Source organism: Nocardiopsis prasina DSM 43845, from assembly GCF_000341265.1.
GTDB classification, from domain to species: Bacteria; Actinomycetota; Actinomycetes; order Streptosporangiales; family Streptosporangiaceae; genus Nocardiopsis; species Nocardiopsis prasina.
This window is the reverse complement of sequence record NZ_ANAE01000096.1, coordinates 35,814-60,696: the sequence shown is the minus strand read 5'-3', so window position 1 is coordinate 60,696 and position 24,883 is coordinate 35,814. Positions and strand designations below refer to the sequence as shown.

11 protein-coding genes are annotated in these 24,883 nt (G+C 70.2%); 10 read left to right on the top strand and 1 reads right to left on the bottom strand.

What is annotated here, in order from left to right; genetic code table 11:
* Positions 1 to 10: 10 nt before the first annotated feature.
* From D452_RS0108065 to D452_RS31285, 4 genes are read left to right on the top strand one after another with little or no spacing between them, the layout of a single operon-like run.
* On the top strand, positions 11 to 6,595 hold the full coding sequence (locus D452_RS0108065; RefSeq protein ID WP_204366606.1) for a non-ribosomal peptide synthetase: 6,585 nt from the start codon (positions 11 to 13) through the stop codon (positions 6,593 to 6,595).
* Positions 6,592 to 12,057 carry a non-ribosomal peptide synthetase gene (locus D452_RS0108060; protein ID WP_017543644.1) on the top strand — a complete coding sequence of 1,822 codons (5,466 nt, stop codon included), beginning with the start codon at positions 6,592 to 6,594 and terminating at the stop codon, positions 12,055 to 12,057. The genes D452_RS0108065 and D452_RS0108060 overlap by 4 nt, the downstream gene beginning before the upstream one ends.
* The gene (locus D452_RS0108055; protein WP_017543643.1) at positions 12,054 to 13,199 is read left to right on the top strand and encodes an NAD(P)H-binding protein; all 1,146 of its coding nucleotides are present in this window, start codon (positions 12,054 to 12,056) and stop codon (positions 13,197 to 13,199) included. Before D452_RS0108060 ends, D452_RS0108055 begins: the two co-directional genes overlap by 4 nt.
* Positions 13,196 to 15,160, top strand: a complete 1,965-nt coding sequence (locus D452_RS31285) for a Gfo/Idh/MocA family oxidoreductase (RefSeq protein WP_017543642.1) — start codon at positions 13,196 to 13,198, stop codon at positions 15,158 to 15,160. The genes D452_RS0108055 and D452_RS31285 overlap by 4 nt, the downstream gene beginning before the upstream one ends.
* Here the strand turns inward: D452_RS31285 and D452_RS0108045 are convergent.
* Positions 15,150 to 16,370: a cytochrome P450 gene (locus D452_RS0108045; RefSeq protein WP_040693359.1), complete on the bottom strand. Its 1,221-nt coding sequence runs from the start codon at positions 16,368 to 16,370 to the stop codon at positions 15,150 to 15,152. The genes D452_RS31285 and D452_RS0108045 overlap by 11 nt on opposite strands.
* Positions 16,371 to 16,584: 214 nt before the next feature.
* Between D452_RS0108045 and D452_RS0108040 the strand changes: the two genes are divergently transcribed.
* The 6 genes from D452_RS0108040 (at position 16,585) to D452_RS0108015 (ending at position 24,727) form a co-directional block, all read left to right on the top strand.
* The gene (locus D452_RS0108040; RefSeq protein WP_026129078.1) at positions 16,585 to 17,376 is read left to right on the top strand and encodes a thioesterase II family protein; all 792 of its coding nucleotides are present in this window, start codon (positions 16,585 to 16,587) and stop codon (positions 17,374 to 17,376) included.
* A 25-nt stretch (positions 17,377 to 17,401) separates the two neighbouring features.
* Entirely contained in the window at positions 17,402 to 18,154 is a 753-nt protein-coding gene (locus D452_RS0108035) for a class I SAM-dependent methyltransferase (protein ID WP_017543639.1), read from the top strand.
* 634 nt (positions 18,155 to 18,788) lie between these two features.
* Positions 18,789 to 20,879 carry a catalase gene (locus D452_RS0108030; protein WP_026129077.1) on the top strand — a complete coding sequence of 697 codons (2,091 nt, stop codon included), beginning with the start codon at positions 18,789 to 18,791 and terminating at the stop codon, positions 20,877 to 20,879.
* Positions 20,880 to 21,176: 297 nt separating this feature from the next.
* Positions 21,177 to 22,361, top strand: coding sequence for an alcohol dehydrogenase catalytic domain-containing protein (locus tag D452_RS0108025; RefSeq protein WP_026129076.1), 1,185 nt, complete (start codon positions 21,177 to 21,179; stop codon positions 22,359 to 22,361).
* Between the two features lie 58 nt (positions 22,362 to 22,419).
* A complete protein-coding gene (locus tag D452_RS0108020; RefSeq protein ID WP_026129075.1) occupies positions 22,420 to 22,857 on the top strand; it encodes a ChaB family protein in 438 nt (145 codons plus the stop codon).
* A gap of 61 nt (positions 22,858 to 22,918) precedes the next feature.
* A complete protein-coding gene (locus tag D452_RS0108015) occupies positions 22,919 to 24,727 on the top strand; it encodes a thiamine pyrophosphate-requiring protein (RefSeq protein ID WP_017543635.1) in 1,809 nt (602 codons plus the stop codon).
* The last annotated feature ends 156 nt before the right edge of the window (positions 24,728 to 24,883 follow it).

Genomic DNA, 24,883 nt, shown 5'->3' with positions numbered 1-24,883 from the left:
ACGATCACGCGTGTCCCAGCCAGCCGATCCGCCAACGGTGCCCATGACGCAGGGAGAGCTGCGCGCCGCGATTGCCGCACTGGTGGACCTCCCACCGGCGGAGATCGGACCTGATGACGACTTGTTCGAGCTCGGCCTGGACTCCATCGCCCTGATGCGCTTGGCCGCTCGATGGCGACGCGCGGGCCTGACGGTCGGCTTCGATGAACTCGCGGAAGCAGCGAGCCTGCGCGGCTGGCAGCAACTCCTGGCACCGGTCACCTCATCCCAGGGGGCCGACCCCGCGGGGGAGAGCCCGAACGAACCGTTCCCGCTCGCCGCCATGCAGCACGCCTACTGGATCGGACGCCAGGAAGGCCAGCCCCTCGGCGGGGTCGGCGCGCACTTCTACGCCGAGCTCGACGGCACAGACGTCGACCCGGCACGCCTCGAAACCGCCGTCACAGCGCTGCGCCGCCGTCACGGGATGCTCCGCGTCACCGTGCTCGACGACGGACGACAGCGCGTCCTGGACCACCCGACAACACCCGCGCTGAACGTGCGCGACCTGACCAGCGAGACCCCGGAACGGGTCGACCGAGTGCTCGCTGAACTGCGCGACCACTACACCCACAGGCGTATGGACGTCGAGAGGGGCGAGGTGTTCGATCTCGCTCTGACACTCCGCCCCGGCGGGGCCACCCGCTTGCACATCGACCTCGACATGCTGGCGGCCGACGCCGCGAGCATGCGGGTGCTGCTGCGCGATCTCCAGCTGCTCTACGCCGACCCCGACGCGGCACTTCCGCAGATCCCCCTGGACTACCGCTCCTACCTGAACGCCACCGAGACGACTCGAGCGCGGGAGCGCGAGGAGGACCGCGCCTGGTGGAGCGAGAACCTGGAATCGCTGAGCGCCCCACCAGCCCTGCCCACCGTCGTCGACCCGCTCGACCCGGACTCGGCCACGGCACGCTTCCACCCGACCACACGGCTGCACCACTGGCTCGACCCCGAGCGCAAGCAACAGCTGCTGGCTGCTGCCCGCAGACACCGGGTCACCCCCGCCGCCGCCTTGGCGGGCGCCTTCGCCGAAGCACTCGGCGCCTGGAGCGACTCCCCGAGATTCCTGCTGAACCTGCCGCTGTTCCACCGCGACCTGGACCTGGACGGGGCCGAATCACTCGTCGGTGACTTCAGCAGCTCGATCCTGCTCGACGTCGACCTCACCCGGGAGCGAACCTTCGCTGAGTCCGCGCGTCACGTGCAGAGCCGCCTGCGCACAGCGGCCGCCCACGGCTCCTACTCCGGTGTCGAAGTCCTCCGCGACCTCTCCCGAGCCCACGACGGCGTGCCGACCCTGGCCCCCGTCGTCTACACCAGCGCCCTGGGCCTGGGAGAAATCTACGACTCCGCGGTCCGCGGCACGTTCGGCGACCCGGTGTGGATCATCTCCCAGGGCCCCCAGGTCTGGCTCGACGCCCAGGTGACCGAACTCGACGGCGGGCTGCTCCTGAACTGGGACGTACGGCACCACGCGTTCGAACCCGGTGTGCCCGAAGCAGCGTTCGCGGCCTACCGCGACCTCGTCGAGACCCTTGTCGATGACGCCGCAGCCTGGTCCAGGCCCGCGAACCCGCCCCTGCCCGAAGCCCAGGCCCGAGTACGCGAAACCGTCAACGCCACCGATGCGCCGACCGTGACCGAACGGCTGCACGAGGGTTTCTTCCGTGCCGCACGCGAACGACCGGACGCCCCGGCCCTGCTCCCTGATACCGGCGAGCCGGTGACCTACGCCGCTCTGGCCGAAAGCGCGGGCCGTGTCAGCGCGCTCCTGGCCCGGGCGGGCGTGGAACCGGGCGACGCGGTCGTGGTCAGCCTGCCCCGCGGCGTGCGACAGGTGGCCGCTGTCCTCGGCATCCTCGGCGCGGGCGCGGCCTACATCCCCATCGGAGTGGAACAGCCGACAGAACGCACCCGACGCGTCCTCGGTGTGGCCGACGCCGCCGCAGTGCTCACCGACGCCGCGCACACCGACCGATTCACCGCCCCCGCACCGGGGCGGCAGGGACCACCCGTCGTGCGGATCGAAGACGCGGACCGGCTCGCCCCAGTCCCGCCGGAACTCCACCAGAGCCTCGACAGCACCGCGTACATCATCTTCACCTCCGGATCCACCGGCACTCCGAAGGGCGTGGAGGTCGCGCACGGGGCCGCGATGAACACCATCGCCGCCCTGAACGACCACTTCGACGTCGGACCGCACGACCGAGGCCTGGCACTGGCGGACCTGGACTTCGACATGTCCGTCTACGACCTCTTCGCGCCCTTGTCCGCAGGCGGGGCAGTGGTCCTCATCAGCGACGAGGCCCGACGCGACGCCCACCACTGGGCCACGATGATGCGCAAGCACGGGGTCACACTCCTGAACTGCGTCCCCGCCCTGCTCGACATGGTCCTGACCGCGGCCGAGTCACACCCCGACGGACTCGGCGACCACCTGCGATTCGTCCTGCTCGGCGGCGACTGGGTCGGCCTGGACCAGCCCGCGCGCCTGCGCGCGCTGGCCCCGGAAGCCCGGTTCACCGCCCTGGGCGGGATGACCGAAGCAGCCGTGCACTCCACCGTGTTCGAGGTCGACCAGGTCGATCCCTCCTGGGTCTCGATCCCATGGGGCCTCCCCCTGCCCAACATGCGGGCCCGGGTCGTGGACCACCACGGCCGAGACCGCCCCGACTGGGTCGCTGGCGAGCTGTGGGTCAGCGGTGCCGGACTGGCGACCGCCTACCGCGGCGACCCCGAGCGCACCGCCGAGAAGTTCGTCACCGAGCAGGGGCGCCGGTGGTACCGCACCGGAGACCGGGCACGGTACCGCTCCGACGGAGTCCTGGAATTCCTCGGCCGCGCGGACCACCAGGTCAAACTGCGCGGACACCGTATCGAGCTGGGCGAGGTCGAAGCGGCTGCCGCCTCCACACCGGGGGTCTCGACCGCGGTGGCTCTCATCACGGGCACACCGCGCAGGCTCGCCCTCCTGGCGGCCACAGGGGAGGGGACAGCGGGTGAAGCGGAGCTGCGCGCCACCCTGGAGCGCAACCTCCCCTCCTACATGGTCCCGTCCCAGCTCGTACTGGTGGACGCCCTCCCTCTGACCACCAACGGCAAGCCCGACCGGCGACGCGCCGAGGAACTGGCGGCGTCCGCGAACAACCGCACCCCCGACGAAGGCGACCGCGCCGAAGAGCAGTCCCCTCGCGGGTGGGCCGAGACCGTGGTCGCCGAGGTCTGGAGCGAGCTCCTCGGTGTCAGGGTCATCCGGCGCGACGACGGCTTCTTCGCGCTGGGCGGTGACTCGCTGCTGGCAACCCGGATGATCGGCGCCCTGCGTGAGCGCGGTGCCGGTGGCGCGGGGGTCGCACGCCTGTTCTCCTCGCCCACACTGGCCGACTTCGCCGCCACACTCACCCGGCAGGCGCCACCGACCGGCACAACCCTGGGAGAGGGCGACCACGCCAACCGCCACCAGCCCTTCCCCATGACCGACGTCCAGCGGGCGTTCTGGATCGGTCGCGACAGCAGGCTCTCCCTCGGCGGGGTCGGCACCTACCACTACAGCGAGTTCGACGGCGCCGACTTCGACCTGCACCGGTTCGAACGCGTCTGGACGATCCTGGTGGAACGGCACGAGATGCTGCGCGCCGTCTTCGACGAGGACGGACAACAGCGAATCCTGCGACAGGTACCATCCGTCACGGTAGCGGTCACCGAGGTCGACTCCGAGGAAGAGGCGTCAACGGTCCTGACCCGGCTGCGTGACGACGCCTCCCACCTGAGCATCGATCTGACACGCTGGCCCCTGTTCGAGCTCCGTGCCGTGCGTTATCCCAGCGGCGGTACGACGCGCACGCGCCTGGCCGTCGGACTCGACTACATCGTCCTGGACGCCGCCTCGATCATCGCCCTGTACGGAGAACTCGACCGTCTCTACAGCGACCCCGAGACGGAACTGGAGCCCATCGACGTCTCGTTCCGCGACTACGTTCTCCAGTCCGAACCCGACCCCGACTCGGTCGAGCTCGCGCGCCAACACTGGATGCGGCGACTCCGGACACTGCCGCCCGCACCCGCCCTCCCGTTGGTCGCCGACCCCTCCACCGTGGAGCACCCGCGCTTCACCCGGCGCCAGCGCCCCGTCCACGCGCGATCGTGGCAGGCGATCACCGACAAGGCCCGAGCCCACGGGCTGACTCCTTCGGTCGTCCTCCTCACCTGCTACGCGGAAGTCCTCTCATCGTGGAGCGACCAACCAGACGTGACGGTCAACCTCACCCTGTTCAACCGGCAGCCGGTCCATCCCCACATCGACCTGATCATGGGCGACTTCACCTCGGTCTCCCTGCTCGGATACGAGCCGCGCGCCGGGGAGCCGTGGACAGCCGCCGCCCACCGCCTGCAGCTCGTCATGAGCGAGGATCTCGACAACCGCGACGCCTCGGTGACCTGGCTCCTCCAGGAACTCGCCAAACGTACCGGCGCCGTCGACGCGGCCATGCCCGTGGTCTTCAGCAGCTCCGTGGGGGTCGGTGACCGCACCGTCAAGGACCTCTCCGACGGTTTCCCCGAGAAGGTCTGGGGCATCTCCCAGACCCCGCAGGTGCTTCTGGACAACCAGGTCACTGAGTCCCACGGCGGAGTCATGGTCACCTGGGACGCCATCGAGGAGCTGTTCCGTCCCGGCGTGCTCGACGCCATGTTCGAGGCCTACAACGCGATGCTGGCCTGGCTGGCCGAGAACGACTGGGACACGGTCGCCCCAACCGTGCTGCCCCGTGCCCAGGCCGACGCGCGGCGCCCCGCCCTGGGTACCGCCCCCGCCGCCGACACCCTGCACGGCGAAGTCCTGCGCCAGGCGCAGAAGCTGCCACACTCTCCCGCCGTACTCCGGACACCGCAGAACGAATCCCTCACCTACGGCGGGCTCGCGGCACGGGCGACCCGAGTCGCGGGCGGCCTGGCCGCAAGAGGCGTGGGCGCCGACGACGTCGTCGCTATCACCCTGCCGCCCGGAGCGGACCAGGTCGTCGCCATCCTGGGTGTGCTCTCCACTGGCGCCGCCTACCTTCTGAGTGACCCGGGGACGCCCCGATCCCAGCGCGAGCACGAGCAACGGGCGGCCGGGGCACGCACCGTGATCGTCGGCTCCGGGCACGCGGACGAACCGGACGAGGTCGATCTGGGGGATCTGGTCGCCGCAGACCCCCTGCGCGGTGACCTCGCGGCCGATCCCGGAGCTCCGGCGTACGTCACCGTCGACACCGGCCCGGATGGGCACGACACCACGGTCGAGTTCATCGAACACCGGGCGGTGCTGGCAACGATCACGGCTGTGCGCGAAAACTTCGGAATCGACACACAGGATCGGATGCTCGCCGCCGACCCCCCATCCGCAGGAGTGAACGCGTTCACCGTGTTCGGTCCGCTCGGTGTGGGTGGCGCACTGGTGTGCCCCCGAGCCGACCGAACGGGGAGCGGGGCCCCTTCCCCGGCCGCGCTGGTGGCCGAGCACGGTGTGACGTTGTGGAACGGTCCTCCGATGCTCCTCGAGGAACTGATCACGGCGGCCTCGGCACACGAAGGGGAGCCACTGCGCAGCCTTCGCCTGGCACTCGTGTCGGGCGACCGGGTGAGCACGGGACTTCCCGGCCGCCTGCGCGGGGCCTCCGGCGGTGGAGCCCGACTCGTGGCCCTGCACGGCGGCCACGGCACCGCCGGCTGGGCGAGCGCAGTGGAGTCGCACAGCGACACCGATGGCTCCGTGACGTCGGGGCGGCCGCTTGCAGGCCACCAGTTGCACATCGTGGACTCCGTGGGCCGCGAACGTCCCGACCAGGTGATCGGAGACCTCTGGATCGGCCAGCTCCATGCCCAACCCGAGCCGGCCCTGACCGGGGCGTCCGGTTCGCCCGGACGGCTCCGCCCGGCAGGTGTCCGGGCCCGGTACCTGTCCGACGGCACCGTCGAATTCCTCGGCCCCGACCCGCAGGCTGTGCTCAGCGGTCGCCGGATCGACCTCAGCGCTGTCGCATCCGCGCTCGAGTCGCATCCACACGTCACCCAGAGCGCTGTGGTCACTGTGGGCCAGGGGCGTGAACGGCGGCTCCACGCCTTCATGGTGACCACTGGGGGCGAGGACCCCGAAGGCCTGTCGCGACACCTCGCCGACCTGCTGCCACCCTTCGCCGTGCCGGCCAGGCTCACCCGCCTACCCCGCCTACCCCTGACCGCCGACGGCGCCGTCGACCGCGGCGCCCTGACCGAAGCGGCCGTCTCGGAGGAACACGCTGCCTCGGGACCGCCCACGGGCGAGACCGAAATCCAGATCGCCACCTTGTGGAAGGAACTCCTGGGGACCGGGGCCGACCACCGCTACGCCGACTTCTTCGCCGCCGGTGGAGACAGCCTGACCGCGCTGCGCCTGGTCACCGCCACAGGCGAGGCATTCGGCGTCGACGTCTCCGTCCGTTCGTTCCTCACCGCATCCACCCTCGCCGACCTGGCCCGCCAGGTCGACCACGCGCTCGCCTCCCGCGACGAAGAAGAAAGCGGAACCCTATGAACGCCCACCAACTCGTCTCCGCCATGGAGAAGGACGGCATCCGGCTCTGGGAGGACGGCGGCGCCCTGCGGTTCCGAGCCCCCAAGGGAGTGCTGACCGAGGAGCGCAAAGCCCTGCTGCGCGAGAACCGCGCGGAGGTCCTTTCCCACCTGACCGCACGCCGTCTTGCCACCCGCATCACCCCGGACCCCCAGCACGCAGGCACACCCTTCCCGCTGACCGACATCCAGGCGGCCTACCTGGTCGGCCGAGGCAGCGCCTACGGGTACGGCGGAGTGGCCTGCCACGTCTACGTCGAGCTCTCCTTCCCAGCCGACACCGACCCCGAGCGGCTCGAAGCCTGCTGGTGGGGTGTCGTGCGCCGCCACGGCATGCTGCGTGCGGTGGTCCACCCCGACGGTTTCCAGGAGGTCCTGGCAGAGATCCCGGAAACGCCGGTTCCCACCGCTGACCTGCGCGCCGCCACCCCCGCTGAGGCCGTCGAAAGAGTCGACCAGGTGCGTCGGGAACTCGCCTCCAGGGTCCCGCCCACCGACGTGCCACCTCTGTTCGAGCTGCGTATGACGCGATGCGCCGACGAGCTCATCCTGCACCTGTCGATCGACCAGCTCATCGTCGACTACGCCAGCCTGCTGCTGGTGCTCTCCGAGCTTGAGGACACGTACCACGGCCGGGAGCCCGAAGCCCTGGAGATCGGGTTCCGCGACTACGTTCTGGCACGCCGTAACCAGACACTGACAGGCGAGTACGACCGTGCCCGGGACTACTGGACTCGGCGCCTGCCCTCCCTGCCCCCCGCCCCTGACCTGCCGCTGCCCCCTGACGGCGGTCAGGTCGGTGCCTTCCGGCGCTTCGAGGAGATCCTGGGCGCCGAGCAGCGCGCATCCTTCGAGGCCAACGCCGCTCGCGCCGGTGTCACCGCCTCGGCTGCGGCGATGGCCGCCTACGCCGAGGTGCTCGGTCGCTGGAGCCGCAGTCCGCAGTTCACACTCAACGTCCCCACGTTCACCCGGCTGCCCCTGCACGCCGACGTCGACCGCCTCGTGGGAGACTTCACCGCTGTCGAACTCCTCGCTGTGGACCTGCGCCCGGCACAGACGTTCGCTGAACGTGCCGTCACGCTGCGCGACACCCTGCTCGAGGACCTGGAACACTCCCTGTACACCGGGAGCCAGGTCCTGGCCGATCTCACCCGGCGCAGTGACAGCGACACCGTGCTGATGCCGGTCGTGTTCACCAGCACCCTCGGCTCGGCGGCTGCCCGGCGTCCCGCGGCCGCGATCCGCCACGCCCAGACCCAGACCCCGCAGGTCTGGCTGGACTGCCAGGTCATGGAGCGCGCCGACGAACTGGCGCTCAGCTGGGACGTGCGCGAAGGGGTTCTGGGCGGTGACACGGCCGCTGACCTCTTCGCCGCCTTCGCCGCCCTGATGACCCGCCTCGCCGAGGAGCCCGACGCCTGGAACGAGACGGCCCGCATCGATCTGCCGGAGGCCACCAGCGCCGTCCGCAAGCGCGTCAACGACACCGCAGTGCCAGCACCGCGCGCCCTGTTGCACCAGGGGGTCCTGGCAGCCGCCGAACGCGACCCCGCGCGTGTGGCCGTCATCGACCGGGACCGCGAGCTGACCTACGGCGAGCTGGTCGGTCACGCCTCCGCGGTCGCGCGGGCGCTGGGAAGCAGTGGTGTCTCCGCGGGCGACCTGGTCGCCATCACGATGGAGAAGGGATGGGAACAGGTCGCGGGCGTTCTGGGCACCCTGATGGTGGGCGCCGCCTACCTTCCGCTGGACACCACGCAGCCCCCGCAGCGCCGCGCGGCGATCCTCACCGACGCCGGAGCCTCGGTGGTCCTGACCCAGTCCTGGCTGGTGGAGGAGGGGGAGTGGACCGCGGAGTGCACCACCGTCGCCGTGGACAGCCTCCCCGTCACGTCAGCTCCGCCGCCTCAGCACGAGACCGGCCCCGACGACCTGGCCTACGTCATCTACACATCGGGGTCGACCGGAGCTCCCAAGGGAGTGATGATCAGCCACGCCGCGGCGTTGAACACGGTCACCGACGTCAACCGCAGATTCGGCGTGACCGCGGACGACCGTGTTCTCGCACTGGCCCAGCTCGGATTCGACCTGTCCGTCTACGACATCTTCGGCCCCCTGTCGGTGGGTGCGACCGTGGTGCTGCCGGACCCCGCGCGCCGAGGTGACCCCTCCGAGTGGATCGAAACGGTCCGGACCAGAGAGGTCACGTTCTGGAACTCGGTGCCGGGACAGCTCCAGATGGTGCACGACTACCTGCGATCGGACGACCCGCCCCTGTCGTCGCTGCGCGTCGCGCTGCTGTCGGGAGACTGGATTCCCACCACGCTGCCCGAAGCCGTGCGCACCTGGGCTCCGAACATGGCGGTGCACAGTCTCGGCGGTGCCACGGAGGCTTCGATCTGGTCCATCCACCACCCGATCGACCAGGTCGACCCCGCCTGGCGCAGCATCCCCTACGGCAGGCCCATGGACAACCAGACGTTCCACGTCCTGGACACGGCACTGCGCCCCTGTCCCGACCTGGTCGTCGGCGAGCTCCACATCGGCGGTATCGGACTGGCCCAGGGCTACTTCGGCGACCCCGAGCGGACGGCGGCACGGTTCATCCGGCACCCGGAAACCGGTGAGCGGCTCTACCGCACCGGTGACCTGGGCCGCTACTGGCCCGACGGGGTGATCGAGTTCCTCGGCCGCGAGGACCACCAGGTCAAGATCCGCGGCTACCGGATCGAGCTCGGTGAGGTCCAGGCCGCCGTGGAGTCGCTGCCCGAGGTGGGCGCTGCCGCGGTCGTACTCACCGGCGGGCGCGGCAACGCACCCACCGGCGCAGGCCAAAGCCTGACCGCCTTCGTCGAACCCGCTCACCGCGACACCCCCCTCCCTCTCCCGGAGACACTGCTCCCGGCTGTGCGCACCGCAGCCCTGCGGGTCGAGGAGCAGGTGGACATCGCGGAGTTGGCCGCCTTCCGCGCCGCGTTCAGCGAAGCGGCCCTGGCATCCATCGCCGACACCCTCGCGCCGGCCTTCGCTGATGGCGGTGCCCGCTCGCCGCAGGAGGTGTCCGAAACCCTGGGAGCAGCCCCCGAGCACCACCGGCTGGTGCGACGCTGGCTGAAGGGGCTCCTGACCGCAGGCCTCCTGGAGCGGACTCCCCAAGGAAAGCTGACCGCTCTGCGCGTTCCGGACCCGAAGGCCATCGCCCTCGCTTGGGACGAGGCCTCCCGGCTCGAAAGCCGTGCGGGGTGGAGCCCCGAGCTGTTCGCCACGGTGCGTTCCAGCGCCGAACACCTGCCCGCCCTGATCGCGGGTCGGGAGGAGGCAGCCGCCCGGCCGTTCTCCGGTGCTGACCTCCGGGCGCTGACCGCCGCCTACGCGGAAAACGCGGGATCCTCGGCGCTGCGCTCGGTCCTGGCCGCCGCTGCCACCGAGATCGCACGCACCAGAGACACCTCCGACCCCCTGCGGATCATGGAGGTCGGGCTGCGCGGCGGCGGGGTGGCCAACACCCTGCTACCCGCTCTGGCCGACCACCCGGTCGACTACCTGGGGGCCGACGCGTCGGCTCAGAACCGCTCCGCGTTCGAGCAGACCCACGCCGACGACCCGCGCGTGCGCTGCGCGGCCTTCGACCCCGCGCACGACCCTGCCGAGCAGGGGCTGGCACGCAACTCCGTGGACCTGCTGGTCTGCGTCGGAGTCGTGGACAACCTCCCCGACGCACAAGCGGCCCTCGACCGACTCTCCACCTTGGTGGCGCCCGGCGGCTGGATGCTCCTGCTGGCCAACACCAACGACGACGACCACGCGCTCCGCATCTCCGCGGAGTTCATGGCCGAACACGCCGGACCCTTCACCGATGTTCGCCAGGCGCAGGAACAGTCCTTCCTGCGCCACGAACAGTGGCGGGAACTGCTCAACGGTCGGGACCGCCGCATCGCCGCCGAGTTCCCCGAGAGCTCCGAAGCGGCCGGGGCCTTCGGCCAGCACCTGTACCTGGTCCAGGTCAAACCCCTGCACGCCCCGGTCGCGGTGTCGTCACTGACACGACGCAGCCACGAACTCCTCCCCGAATACTCGGTTCCCTCGCACTGGGAAGTTGTCGACGCCCTGCCCAGGACGGAGAACGGCAAGCTGGACCGCACCGCTCTGGAGAAGCGGTCGCTGCAGCTGGGAACGGGCCCCGCCGAGGAGGCAGGCGACCAGACGCCCCGCGACGACCTCGAACGTGCTCTGGCCGACCTGTGGGCCGAGCTGCTCGAAACAGAGCGCATCGGTCGCGACGACGACCTCTTCGCGCTCGGCGGCGACTCACTGCTGGTGGCCCGGATCGTCGGGCGGCTCCGTGACGGGCTGGCCGGACACGAGTGGGATCTCGAATGGGAGGTCGTTCTACGCCACCTGCTGCGCCAGCCGACCATCGCCGGACTCGCCGCTTACCTGCGCGAACTCTCCGCACCCGAAGCGGAGACGGACGCTGAGAACTCCGCGCTGGTGGAGCTGATCGCGCCCGGGCCCGACGCTCCGGTGACCGTGCTCGTGCACGCCGGAACGGGCACCCTGCTCCCGTACCGTCCTCTGGTCACCCGGTTCCGTGCCCGCTCCGGAGCGGGACACGGACTGGTGGGTCTGGAGCTGCCGACGCCCGAGGACTTCCGCAACGCCGACCCGAACGGGCTCATCGACCGCACAGCCGCCGAGTACGTGCGTGCCCTGCTCGACGCCGGCCACACACAGGTCGACGTCGTCGGGTACTGCGTGGGGGGTGTCATCGCCACCGAGGTGGCCCGAGGACTCTCCGAGGCCGGAGCCACCGTCCGCAGCCTCACGGTCATTAGCAGCCACAGCCCGACGTTCCGTATCGACGACGAACTGCTCTCCGAGTACTCCTTCGCGCTCATGATGGGCATCGAACCGGCCGACATCGGATTCCCCGCTGACTCCGAGCGGGCCGGGGCCGCGGTCTCGGCCGTTCTCGACCGTTCCCCCGGCGCCGTCCTGGACGGGGCGATCGCCGACCTGGACGACGAGTTCGCAGATGTGGCGGCCTCCTTCCAGGCGCTGGAAGCGGTGCCCCGCATGGCCCGGGTCACTCGCATGTGCGAGGCCCTGCCCCCTGAGCTCGCCGGAACCTACGAGCCCGAAGGCCTGCTCAGGGCGCTGCGCACCTACCAGCAGAGCATCTTCGCTCTGAGTCGGCACCGCGCCGAACCCTACGCGGGTGACATCACCTTCCTGCGGCACAACGGCGCCTACCCCTTCCCTGGAAGCGCCGACACCATCGCTGACCACTGGGCCCGGATCTGCCTCGGCGATCTGCGCACCCGCGACATCCCCGGCGAGCATTTCACCTGCATGACGGGTGAGAACGTCCCCACCGTGGACGGCCACCTGCACGAGATCATCGAAGGGAAGACGTCATGATCGGCCTCATCGGCGCCTCAGGCGCGGTCGGTCGCCACACCGCCGCCGCCCTGACCAAAGCCGGAGTGGGACCGCTGCGGCTGGGGGCGAGGCGCCCCTCAGCCATCCCCTCCGGCCCCTGGCCCGAAGGAAGCGAGGCCGTCGAGGTCGACGCCCTGGACCCCGCCTCACTTGCCCGCTTCAGCGCTGGCTGCACCCTGCTGGTCAACTGCGCCGGTCCGAGCTACCTGCTCAAGGACACCGTCGTGCGGGCCGGTCTGGCCGCCGGAGCTGACGTCGTCGACGTCCTGGGCGACGACCCCGTCCACGAATCCCTGACGCGGTCGGGCGCGGTCGGGTCGGACCGCTGTGTCGTCCTGTCGGCCGGCACCGTCCCCGGACTGGCGGGTCTCATCCCCCTCTGGCTCGCCGGAGCCGACCAGACAGAGGGGCCAGCACACAGGATGACCGGCTACGCCGGCGGGCTGGAACACGCGACCGAGAGCGTGGCGGCCGACATCGTGCTCTCCCTGGACACCGGGGGAGCGGGCGGCGAGCGGTTCGGCCGCCCCTTGGCCGCATGGCGTCACGGCCGCAGCGTGGACAGAGTCCTGCGGGTGGCCGACGGCGCCGAGGCCCCCTACTTCCCCCACAGGGTCGCCCTGCACCCGCTTCTGACGGCCGAGGTGGAGCGGCTGGCCGCACGGATGGACCTGGCCGAGGCCGACTGGTACACCGTCTTCCCCGGAACACAGGTGCGTGAGCTGTTCACCGCCCTGCCAACGCTCCCGATGGACACCGCTGAGCAACGGGACGCGGTGGTCCGGCGCATCCGTCGGGCCGCCGAGGTCGACGCCGCGGGCAGCGACCCCTACTACCGGATGGTGTTCAGCCTCTCGGGCCAGGACTGGGCACGCACATGCGTGGTCCACAGCGACAACAGCTACCAGCTCAGCGGGGCGGTCGCGGCACTCGCGGTCCTGGACGTCCTGGCCGGTCGTATCGGCAGGGGTCTGCACTACGCCGCCGAGGCCATGGATCCGCGCGCCACGGTGGCAGCGCTGCGCGCGAACGGGGACGCGGAGTTCGCGACCCACCGGCACACTGTCGCACTCCCCAATCCCGGTGAAGTGGACACAGCCGTCGAGGACGGTGAGCTGTGAGCGCGTCAGCGCCCCTGCGCGCCGTTGTCTGCGGCACGAACTTCGGCCGCTTCTACATTGACGCCGTCCAACGCCACCCGGGGTTCACCCTGGCGGGAATCCTCTCCACAGGCAGCCGTTACTCGCGGGAACTGGCAGAGGGGCACGGCGTACCCTGCCACACCTCTCCGGAGGAGCTCCCCGACGACATCGACGCCGCCTTCGTGGCGGTCCCCGCGGCAGTCATGGGCGGCCGGGGGGCGGAACTCACGTGCACCCTGCTCGACAGAGGTGTACACGTGCTCCAGGAGCACCCGATGCACCCCGACGAGCTGTCGGAGTCCCTTCGCCGGGCGCGGCGGGCCAACCGCCAGTTCCACGTCAACACCCACTACCCGCATGTGGCCCCGGTGCGCGAGTTCATCGAGGCGGCGACCAGGCTGAGAGAGCGGCAGCGCGTCCTCTTCGTCGACGCGGCGGCCCCGGTCCACGTCCTGGCCCCCCTGATCGACATCCTGGCGCGAGCTCTGGGTGGTACCCGGCCCTGGCGCCTGGGAGATCCGGCTCCACTGCCCGAGGACGTCGTCGCCGCCGCCAACGGCGAGGCACCGCTGCGCCTGCTGCACGGTGCCATCGCCGGCGCTCCGCTGACCTTGAGAGTCCAGAACCAGATCCACCCCGGAGACCGCGACAACCACTCCCTTTTCTGGCACCGAGTGGCTGTGGGGACCGAAGGGGGCGTCCTGACACTGGCCGACACCCACGGTCCGGTCCTGTGGCACCCACGCATGCACTCCCCCCGGGACTCCGGGCACCGGCTGGTGTTCACACCTGAGCCGGGAGCCGAGGCACTCCGGCTGCCGGCCTCGGCGATCCTGGGTCAGGCCGGTCCGCCGCCCCGTATCTGTGACATCTTCTCGGAGCTGTGGCCCGCGGCGATCAGTGAGGCGCTCGACAAGTTCGCTGCGGCTATCGCCGCAGGCGCGGATCCGCTTCGTTCGGCCCAACACGACCTCGCGGTCTTCGCGCTCTGGCGAGACCTGATGGCGCGGCTGGGGCCTCCGGAACTGATCCGTCCGGCGGATCCCGAACCCCTCGCCCCCTCCGCGCTCACAACATCCGGTGCGGCGCCGACGGAGCAGGCGGCGGGCCCCCGGGTCGGCAGCCCCCGGTCGGGCCCAGTCCTGCCCGGTGAGCCGACACGCCCTCCCGCGGCACAGCTGTCGGACTACAACGAAGCAGCGGAGTTCTTCGACCTCGGCGCGCGAGAGCACACCGCGCGCACCGGTCCCGCAGTCGTCGCGTGCCTGAACGGGATCGACCCGCAGGCTGGTCCCCTCGTGGACATTGGCGCGGGCAGCGGTTTGGTCACCCGGCAGGTCGCATCGGCCTACCCCGACATCCACCTGATCGCCACCGAACCCGCCGCGGGTATGCGCGCCCTGCTCACGGCCCGGGTCGGCGATGACCCCGAGCTCGCGCGGCGAGTGACCGTTCTGCCCCACGCCGCGGAAGAACTGCTTGAGCCGGGGGCGCTACCGGAGCGGATATCCGGAGCCGTGCTCTGCGGGGTACTGGGCCACCTCGAACCCGACCTGAGGCACGAACTCCTGAGAGAGTTGGTGCGGCGCCTGGCGCCCGGCGCACCGATCGTCGTCGAGCTGACAGGCATGCGCGAGCCCACGACGATCCCCCCGACACTCCTGCGCCACAGCGAGCTCGGCGACCAGCGGTACGAGTGGTGGATGGCCGGCGAACCGGACGGGCCGGACCGCATGCGCCTGGACACCACCTGGCGCGTCTTCCGCAAGGGCGGGCCCGTACGCGAGGTCCGGGAGCAGTACCGCTGGTACACCCTGGAACTCGAACAGCTCGCCGAGGAGAGCGGTCTGCACCTCACTCCGGCGCCCGCGCCCCACGCCGCGAGCGTGCCCTACCTGGGCACGCTCACAGCGTCAGGGAACGGGGTGGTCACCACGTGACGAGCACCCGTTCGGGCCCGAACGCGATGCCGTCGTGACGGTACCGGACCGACTCGAACGGCTCCGCGGCCCGGAGCCCGGGCATGCGGTCGACCAGGGTTCCGATGGCGATCCCGAGTTCGAGACGGGCCACGTTCTGGCCCACGCACTGGTGGATCCCGTAGCTGAACGCCACGTGGGTCCTACCAGTGCGGTCGAAGTCGATGCGTTCGGGGTCGGGGAACACCGTGGGGTCGTGGTCGGCCGCAGCCAGCAGCGGGATGATCCCATCGCCCGCAGGGATGACGGTGCCGCCGATCTCGATGTCCTCCGTGGCTGTGCGCAGCGCGATGGAATCGCCCACGGACAGGGACCGAAGGAGTTCTTCGACAGCCTGAGGAAGCACAGCGGGGTCGCGTCGCAACCGGTCGAGCAGCTCGGGTCGCCGCAGCAGGGCGAGCACGCTCAGGGCGATCTGATTGGTGGTGGTCTCCCAGCCCGCGACGATCAGAATGCTGATCGTGGTCACCAGTTCCTGTCGAGTCAGCTCACCCGAGGGCAACCGCTCGTGGACCAGTCGACTCAGCAGGTCCTCACCGGGGTCGCTTTCCCGAGCACGCACGGCGTCCTCCACCACCGCTCCCAGGGCGCCGATGCCCTCGCTGGCCCCCTCCGCGGTGCTGGAACCGCCGCCGAAGACCTGGGAACCGAGGGTCTCGGTGACACGCCGGAACAGCGGGTCGCCGCGACGCAGCCCGATCAACTCGCACATGACGGTGCTGGAGACCACATGGGCGAAGTGGGTCACCAGATCAGCGGGCGGGCCGTAGGACAGCAATTCATCGATGCGGTCGTCGACGACCCGCTGAATGTCACGGCGCATCCGACGCGCCTTGCGCACTGTCATCTCCGCCAACAGCATTCGGCGGAACCGGGAGTGCTCAGGCGGGTCCATGCGGATGAACGGTGTCGTCTTCGTGCCCGCCTCCTGCTCACCCTCCACCAGCGCCGGAAAACCGGGCCTGCGGATGTCCGCGCTGACGCGGGGATCGGCGAGCACCGCGCGCACCTCCTGGTAGCCGGTCACCACCCAGGCGGTGCGGCCGGTGGGCAGGCGCACCTGGGCCACGGGGCCGCGCCGTCGCAGGTCGGCATAGGCGCTTGGAGCCGAGAACGGGCATTCGCGCGGCATGGGAAAAGCCGGAAGCTTCACCCCGTCGGCGTCGGACATACGCACACCAGCCCTTCTTGGAAGAATAGAGCGAGAAAACGGGAAGGCGGATAAATCCACAGATCCCCGTGCCTGACTTTACAGTGGGCGGATCTGAATTCCAACACGAAATCGAAAACGCGACTCGAGACCAATATCACTGGCGCTGTCAATGTCGGCGCCATTAAAAGCCATTCCATTATGCGTGGAATAGAACGTGATCAGGAGAACTCCCGTGGACCCGCAGCACCCACCCCTCAGCCCATGGCTGCGCAGGCCCCGGCGCCGCCCCCAGGCGGATGTGCGCCTCATCTGCCTGCCCCACGCCGGCGGATCGGCATCCTCGCTACGCCCGTGGCAGTACCTGCTGCCATCCGGCATCGAGGCGCTCACCGTGCAGTATCCCGGGCGCGAGGACCGCTTCGGTGACCCCATGGTCGACACGATGCACGAAGTCGTCGACGCAGTCGTCAACGCACTGGACCCCCTCACGGACCGCCCCTACGCGCTCTTGGGACACAGCATGGGAAGCGCTGTGGCCTACGAGGTGGCTGTGGAAGCGCGTCGGAGGTCGATTCCAGCGCCTGTCCGGCTCTTCGCGTCAGGGCGGCCCGCACCCCACCACGCCCACCGCGGCGACGTCCACCTGCGCGACGACGCCCATCTGGCAGCCGACCTCACTCGTCTGGGTGGCACTCCGCCCGAGGTCCTGGCCGACGAGGAGCTACGAACAGCAGTGCTGCGCTACGTGCGTAACGACTACCGACTGATCGAGACCTACCACCCGACCAGGGCGAAACCCCTCGACATTCCCGTGCACGTCCTCATCGGTGCGCAGGACCCGGAGTGCTCGGTGGAAGCGGCGGCGACCTGGGAGACCACGACAACCCGAGAGGTCACCACCGAGGTGTTCCCTGGCGGTCACTTCTTCCTCGCGCAGCAGCGCCGCAGGGTCGCGGCCACCATCGCCCAGGCCCTCGGGCAGGACCCCGGCGACACGGCACCCACCTGGCCCAGCACACCCTGACACCTCAGCTAGAAGGGACACCACCATGGTCGCCGACTACTACACGGCCTCAGCCGAGTTCTACGAAATGGTCGCCGCACGCCATGTGCGCACCAGCGCGGGACCTCTGCGCACCGCGTTGGCCGGTGTCAACGCCGGAACCGGCCCCATCGTCGAAATCGGCGCGGGCACGGGCAGCATCACCGAAGTGATCGCGGCCGCCCTGCCCAGTGCTCCAATCATCGCCGCGGAACCCTCGACTCCCATGCGGGCCATGCTCACCAGCCGCGTCTTCGGCAAGGTCGACCTGCGGTCTCGCGTGACCATCAGCGCCGAACCCGCCCAGCACATCCGCCTGCCCGATCGTGTGGGCGCGGTGGTCATCTTCGGTGTGCTCGGGCACCTCACCAAGGACGAACGAGCCGCACTCTGGCGCAAGCTGGGCGACCACGTTCCACCCGGAGCACCGATCATCGTGGAACTCATGGGCACCGGCTCCGCCAAGGCGATCCCTCCCTTCCGGATGCTGCGCGAACGTATCGGCGAACAGACCTACGAGTGGTGGATGCAGGTCGAACCTGTCGAGGGCAACATCCTCAGGTGGGAGACGACCTGGAAGGTGCTTCACGACGGCACGGTGGTGCGCAGCACCCACGACACCTACCTGTGGGAGAACCTCAGCATCGCCGACCTCGCTGAGGAAGCGGGAATGACGGGGAAGCTGATCAGCGGGCCCGGTGTGCCCGGGGCCCCCGAGATCGGTGTCCTCACCATTCCACAGTCCGGTCGGGGGCACTGAGGAAGAAAGCCCCCTTCGACCAGTCGCACGGGAAGCAGCCGACACACACGGGAACCGTCCGACGCGCGCGACGAGGAGACCGCAGTGAGAACGGCTCGCGGAGGACGACCCACAAAGGACGTGGGGACGAACCAGGACGCCCGTCCACGTCCGCGCGCATCCACACGGGAACCCCACGCACGAGGGGTTTGCCCCCGACAAGAAGAAGTCGGAGGCACGCGAACGAGTCCTCACCTCTGACAGGTCCAGCCCGCCCCGCCGGCGTCCATCGAACCGGCGGGCGGGCTGAACGGGCAGGCGCCGGCACGTCAGAACTCTGCTCGCAAGGAGGCCGCGTCGATCTCGGCACCACCACCAGGGAGCCTTGGCCACTCGGCTGGCAACGCCGGGCTGCCCTCGGCCCGCAGATGCACGGGGCTTCTCCGCAGACCCCGCTCGGATCGGCGCGGCTGGGCACCCCGCGGCAGCATCGATCGCGATGGCAGCGCGTCGCCGCCCGACCAAGCTCGGCATCCGGCCGGGCGAGACGGGGTCAAATTCCGGTGTGCGGCGTTTACGAGGTCGTCTCCTCGGTCATGGCGAGGCGGGACGGGCGGTGCCCGTCCCGACCTGGACCCGACGGGGGGAGTTCGACATGCCCGACCACGAGCAGGACGCCAAGGACCGGCTTCTGGAACAGAACCGCACTGACTCCCAGGGCCCGCTGACCACCGAGACCGGTGTGCGGGTCGAGGACACCGACAACTCCCTCAGCGCCGGGGAACGTGGCCCCACCCTCCTGGAGGACTTCCACGCTCGGGAGAAGATCACCCACTTCGACCACGAGCGCATCCCCGAACGCGTCGTGCACGCCAGGGGAGCGGGGGCCTACGGCCACTTCACGCCCTACGAGGACCTCTCCGAGGTGACCGCGGCCCACTTCCTCAGCGGGCCCGACGTCACCACCCCCGTCTTCGTCCGCTTCTCCACCGTGGCCGGGTCCCGAGGTTCCGCGGACACCGTCCGCGACGTGCGCGGCTTCGCGGTCAAGTTCTACACCGAACAGGGGAACTACGACCTGGTCGGCAACAACATGCCCGTCTTCTTCATCCAGGACGGCATCAAGTTCCCCGACTTCGTGCACGCGGTCAAGCCCGAGCCGCACAACGAGATTCCGCAGGCCCAGTCCGCGCACGATACCCTGTGGGACTTCGTCGGACTCCAGCCGGAGACCACCCACATGATGATGTGGCTGATGTCGGACCGGGCGATCCCGCGCAGCTACCGCACCATGCAGGGCTTCGGCGTGCACACCTTCCGGTTCGTCAACGCCGGGGGTCGGGGGACCTTCGTCAAGTTCCACTGGAAGCCGCTCCTGGGCACGCACTCGCTGGTGTGGGACGAGGCCCAGCGCATCCAGGGCAAGGATCCCGACTTCAACCGGCGTGACCTGTGGGAGTCCATCGAGCGCGGCCAGTTCCCCGAGTGGGAGCTGGGGGTGCAGCTGATCCCGGAGGAGGACGAGCACGCGTTCGACTTCGACCTGCTGGACGCCACCAAGATCATCCCCGAGGAGCAGGTGCCGGTACGCCCCATCGGGCGCATGGTGCTGGACCGCAACCCGGACAACTTCTTCGCTGAGACCGAACAGGTCGCCTTCCACACCGCGAACGTCGTCCCGGGGATCGATTTCACCAACGATCCGCTGCTCCAGGCCCGCAACTTCTCCTACCTGGACACGCAGCTGTTGCGCCTGGGCGGGTCCAACTTCCAACAGATCCCCGTCAACCGGCCCGTGGCACAGGTGAGCAACAACCAGCGCGACGGGTTCTCCCAGCACCGGGTACACCGCGGCCAGACCTCCTACTACCCGAACTCCCTGGGCGGCGGCTGCCCCGCGCTGGCTGACGAGAACGTCTACCGGCACTACACGGAGAAGGTCGAAGGCAACAAGATCCGCAAACGGGCGGAGAGCTTCAAGGACCACTACTCCCAAGCCAGGTTGTTCCTGAACAGCCTCGTCGACTGGGAGCGGGAGCACCTGGTGGCCGCGTTCCGCTTCGAGCTGGGCAAGTGCGAGGAGTTGGCGGTGCGTCAGCGGGCGGTGGCCAACCTGGCCCACGTGGACCACGGCCTGGCAGTCGAGGTCGCCGAGGGTGTGGGCGTGGAGCCGCCGCAGGACCCCGGTACCGGCCGCCACACCCGGACCTCACCCGCGCTCAGCCAGGCCAACACCGCGTTCGGAGACCTGACCGGACGCCAGGTCGCGGTGCTGGTCGACCACGGAGTGGACGGCGCCGAGGTCGAGGCTCTGCGGCAGGCCCTGGTGGCCGAAGGAGCCGTCGTGGAGGCGCTCGCCCGGCTGGACGGCTCGGTGCGCACCCGTGAGGGCGGCACTCTGCCGGTGGACCGCGCCTTCACGACCGTCTCCTCGGTCCTCTACGACGCCGTGGCCGTCCCCGGCGGCGGCGACGCCGCAGCCTCGCTCGCCCGGGACGGCGAGGCCCGGCACTTCGTGCTGGAGGCCTACAAGCACGCCAAGGCCATCGCCGCGGTCGGGGCGGGAACCGTGTTGCTCGACGCCCCTGGGCTCCCTGACACCCTCGGCCATCCGCCCACGGTCACCGAGACCACCCATGGCGTGGTCCGGGCCCCTGGGGTGGACGAGGGCCTGGTCAGGGAGTTCGCACGCCTGATCGGGGAACACCGCGACTGGACTCGGCCGACCCAGCCCGTCTCTGCCTGACTGCTCCGCGTCCGCGAGGGGACTGTCGCGGGAACAGGGAGTCAGTGGATGTTTCAGGGGCCGGGAGGTCGGCAAGGGCACCCATAGAAGGCAGTCAACGTGTGGCCTGGGAGACCCAGCCCAGGCGGTCCGATCAGCATGGTGACGCCGACCGCTGAGCGGACCACCGCCGACGGGACCACCCTGGAAACGGAACCCGCCCCGCCCGGTCAAGGGGGCCCGGGCGGGGCGCTCCGTCGGGACGTCGGCGCCCCACAAGGTAGGCACCCGCACGCGTGAACGGAGCGGAGGAGAACCGTGAGAGCAGTGGTGTGGAACGGCACACGCGACGTCAGGACCGAGAACGTGCCCGATCCGCGCATCGAGCAGCCCGACGACGCCCTCATCCGGGTCACCAGTTCCGGCCTCTGCGGATCCGACCTGCACCTCTACGAAGTGCTCGGGCCCTTCATGAACGCGGGTGACATCCTCGGACACGAACCCCTGGGCGTGGTCGAGGAGGTGGGCCCGGGCGTCACCACGCTGGCACCGGGGGAGCGCGTCGTCATCCCCTTCCAGATCTCCTGCGGACACTGCGCCATGTGCGACAGCGGTCTGCAGACCCAGTGCGAGAACACCCGCGCCGAGGAACAGGGGATGGGCGCCAGCATCTACGGCTACAGCTCCCTGTACGGCTCGGTCCCCGGGGCGCAGGCCGAGTACCTGCGGGTACCGCGAGCCGCCAACAACGCCATCCCGATCCCAGGCGAGGGACACGACGACCGCTACGTGTTCCTCTCGGACGTGCTGCCCACGGCCTGGCAGGCCGTGCGGTACGCGGACGTCGCACGTGGTGGATCGGTGGCGGTTCTGGGCTTGGGACCCATCGGTGAGATGTGCTGCCGAGTCGCCCAGCACCTGGGCGCCGGACGTGTCTTCGGCGTCGACCCGGTGGCTGAGCGGCGCGCACGCGCCGCCGCGAGGGGGGTCGAGGTCTTCGACCCCTCCGAGGGCTCGGACGGCCTGATCGAGCAGGTCCGGGACCGCACCCAGGGGCGCGGCCCGGACGCGGTGATCGACGCCGTGGGCATGGAGGCCCAGGGCCACGGATCCGCGAGGTTCGCGCAGCGAGTCGCCGCGTTCATGCCCAAGGGCGCGGCGGCCAAGATGATGGAGACCGCCGGGGTGGATCGCCTGGCCGCGCTGAGGACAGCGATCGACCTGGTGCGCCGGGGCGGCACCATCTCACTGATCGGCGTCTACGGAGGCATGGCGGACCCACTGCCCATGCTCACCCTCTTCGACAAGCAGATCCAGCTGCGAATGGGTCAGGCCAACGTCCGCCACTGGGCGCCGGAGATCCTGCCGCGACTCGACGATGACGACGTTCTGGGTGTGGACGACTTCGCCACCCACCACGTCACCCTGGACGAGGCCCCGCAGGCCTACCAGAACTTCCAGGACAAGTCGGAGGGGACGTTCAAGGTGGTCTTCCGACCTTGAGCGAGTCACGGGCACGCACGCGGCACGGGAAAGAGTCGAAACAGAGGAGGCGCACACGATGCCTGGAGTGACGGAACTCCCGGACACCCTGCGCAGGTCGCCCAAGAAGGCGCAGCGCACGTGGATCGAGGCGCACGACAACGCCGTCAAGGAGTACGGGGAGGGTGAGAGGGCCCACCGGGTCGCCTTCGCCGCCCTCAAACACAAGTTCGAGAAGGTCGGTGACCGCTGGGAGCGCAAGCAGGCAGACCGCGGGGGCCCCTCGGACGAGCAGGCCAGGAACCCGCGGGCGGGCAAGCGCCCGGGCCGCGACCTGCCCACCGCCGGCGGCGTCGACGCCAAGGCCACCAAGGACCACCTCTACAACAGGGCCAGGCAGCTCGACATCCCCGGCCGCTCCAACATGAACAAGGACGAGCTGGTGGAAGCGCTCCGCAAGGAGAGCAACCGGCGCACCTCGGGGAGCGGCGGGTCCGCACGGAGCCGCTCCCGCTGACCCCCGCGCGTCACCGCCCGGTGCCTCCGGACGCCGGGCCCCACCCGATGAAGGAGGGGACATGGCCCAGAACGTCGCCAACCACGTGCTGCGCCGACTGGCGCAGTGGGGTGTCACCGAGGTCTTCGGCTACCCCGGCGACAGCGTGAACGGCCTCGTCGCCGAGATGGCGAAGGTCGCGGACGGACCCCGCTTCGTCCAGGCCCGACACGAGGAGATGTCCGCCTTCGAGGCGGTCGGCTACGCGAAGTTCGGCGGCCGTCTGGGCGTGTGCATGGCCACCGGGGGGCCGGGCGCCGTGCACCTGCTCAACGGCCTCTACGACGCCAAACTCGACCATGTCCCGGTCCTGGCGATCGTGGGTCAGGCCAGCCGCACCGCCATGGGCGGCGCCTACCAACAGGAGATCGACCTCCACAGCCTTTTCAAGGACGTCTCCTCGGCGTTCCTGGAGACGGTGAACGTACCCCAGCAGCTCCCGAACGTCCTGGACCGCGCCGTGCGCTCGGCCCTGGCGGAGCGAGCCCCGGCCACCGTGATCATCCCCGCCGACGTGCAGGAGCTCGACTACGCGCCGCCGGAGCACGAGTTCAAACACGTGCCGTCGAGCGCTCCGGACCAGCGGGTCCGTGGCGGCACCGTGCTGCCGCCCTCCAGCGATCTGGACCGCGCCGCCGAGGTGATCGACGCCGGTGAGCGGGTGGCGATCCTGGTCGGGCAGGGCGCCAGGGGAGCGGCGGACGAGGTGCTGGCCCTGGCCGACGCGACCGGAGCGGGGATCGCCAAGGCGCTCCTGGGCAAGGACGTGCTCCCCGATGACCTGCCGAGGGTCACCGGAGCCATCGGATTGCTGGGGACCCGGCCCTCGTGGGAGCTGATGCGCGACTGCGACACCCTGCTCATCGTGGGCTCGAACCTGCCCTACTCCCAGTTCCTGCCGCCTTTCGGACGCCGGGCCGTGGAGATCGACATCGACCCGCGGTTCATCGGGATGCGCTACCCCACCGAGGTCAACCTCGTCGGGGACGCGGCGGGCACACTGCGTGCGCTGCTCGAACGGCTCGATCCGCCCGAGACGGTGCGCGACGGCCGTGAGCGCTGGAGCACCGAGGTGGAGGGCAGCGTGCGCCGCTGGCGGCGGGTCCTCGACTCGCAGGCGAAGGTCTCCGCGGACCCGGTCAACCCGATGAGGGTCGTCAGCGAACTCTCTCCGCGGCTGCCCGACGACGCCATGGTGACCGTGGACTCGGGTTCGGCCACCAACTGGTACGCGCGGTTCCTGGACCTGGGCTGGGGCAACCGGGGATCGGTCTCCGGCACCCTCGCGACCATGGGGTGCGCCGTCCCCTACGCCATCGGGGCCAAGTTCGCCGCTCCCGACCGGCCAGTGGTCGCGCTGGTGGGCGACGGCGCCATGCAGATGAACGGGCTCATGGAGCTGCTGACCGCGCGCCGCTACCAGCACCTGTGGGACGACCCCCGGCTGGTGGTGTGCGTGCTGCACAACAACGACCTCAACCAGGTCACCTGGGAACTGCGGGCGATGGGTGGTTCGCCGAGGACCCCGTACTCACAGGATCTGCCGGACCTGTCGTATGCGGACGTCGCCGAGTCGGTGGGGTTCACGGGGATCACCGTGAAGCGGCCGGAGGACGTCGGCCCCGCCTGGGACCGGGCCCTGTCCGCCGAGGGGGCCGTGGTGCTGGACGTCCACTGCGACGCCGACGTACCGCCGATCCCGCCCCAGACCGAGTGGGACCAGGTCACCGACACGCTCAGAGCACTCCTGAGCGGGGACCCCGACCTGTCGGGCGTCGCGGCACGCGGCCTGGCCACCAAGATCCAGGAGTTCCTGCCGCACGGCCGCTGACCGGCGCTCCCGCAACGCGCGGACCGCGTACCTGATCGCCGACCATCGGGGGCTCGACGCTCAGATGTGGGGCCCGGGACCTGCGGTGGCGTGCGAGCCGTGCGGTGCCGCGCGCTGGCGTGCGAGCCGTTCGGTCGCGCACGGGTCGTTCGATCG

What these genes read in the sequence shown, in the direction of transcription:
- D452_RS0108030 (WP_026129077.1), top strand. Translation starts at nt 18,789, where the DNA reads ATGCCCGACCACGAGCAGGACGCCAAGGACCGGCTTCTGGAACAGAAC.
- D452_RS0108020 (WP_026129075.1), top strand. Translation starts at nt 22,420, where the DNA reads ATGCCTGGAGTGACGGAACTCCCGGACACCCTGCGCAGGTCGCCCAAG.
- D452_RS0108045 (WP_040693359.1), bottom strand. Translation starts at nt 16,370, where the DNA reads ATGTCCGACGCCGACGGGGTGAAGCTTCCGGCTTTTCCCATGCCGCGC.
- D452_RS0108060 (WP_017543644.1), top strand. Translation starts at nt 6,592, where the DNA reads ATGAACGCCCACCAACTCGTCTCCGCCATGGAGAAGGACGGCATCCGG.
- D452_RS0108035 (WP_017543639.1), top strand. Translation starts at nt 17,402, where the DNA reads ATGGTCGCCGACTACTACACGGCCTCAGCCGAGTTCTACGAAATGGTC.
- D452_RS0108015 (WP_017543635.1), top strand. Translation starts at nt 22,919, where the DNA reads ATGGCCCAGAACGTCGCCAACCACGTGCTGCGCCGACTGGCGCAGTGG.
- D452_RS0108055 (WP_017543643.1), top strand. Translation starts at nt 12,054, where the DNA reads ATGATCGGCCTCATCGGCGCCTCAGGCGCGGTCGGTCGCCACACCGCC.